We start from the raw sequence: 318 nt of genomic DNA, 5'->3' as shown, positions 1-318 counted from the left end.
CAGGCGCTCGACGCCGTGGCGCGTCATGGCGGCGACGATGTTGGCGGTGCCGTTCGAGTAGACCGTCACCGGCTGCCTGCTGTACGGGACGCCGAGGCTGGAGAGCACGGCGTCCTGACCCGCGACCGCCGTGTCGATGGCCTCCGGGTCGTGGACGTCGGCCGCAACCACCCGCAATCCCGGGCCGAGCGGCGGGAACGAGTCGGGATTGCGGGTGATGGCGGTGACGTCGTGTCCCGCCTCGAGGGACTGGCGGACGATGAGACGCCCGGTGGGCCCGTTGGCCCCGAACACGGCGATCTTCATGGTGGTGCGGCC

Annotated in this window: 1 protein-coding gene; it reads right to left on the bottom strand. The window is 71.7% G+C overall.

Annotated elements, in window-relative coordinates:
* On the bottom strand, nt 1-318 hold a 318-nt coding region (locus SB775_RS28370; protein ID WP_410864507.1), incomplete at both ends, for an NAD(P)-dependent oxidoreductase.

Source organism: Peribacillus sp. SIMBA_075 (assembly GCF_046534585.1).
This window is presented reverse-complemented; position numbering and strand designations above follow the sequence as displayed.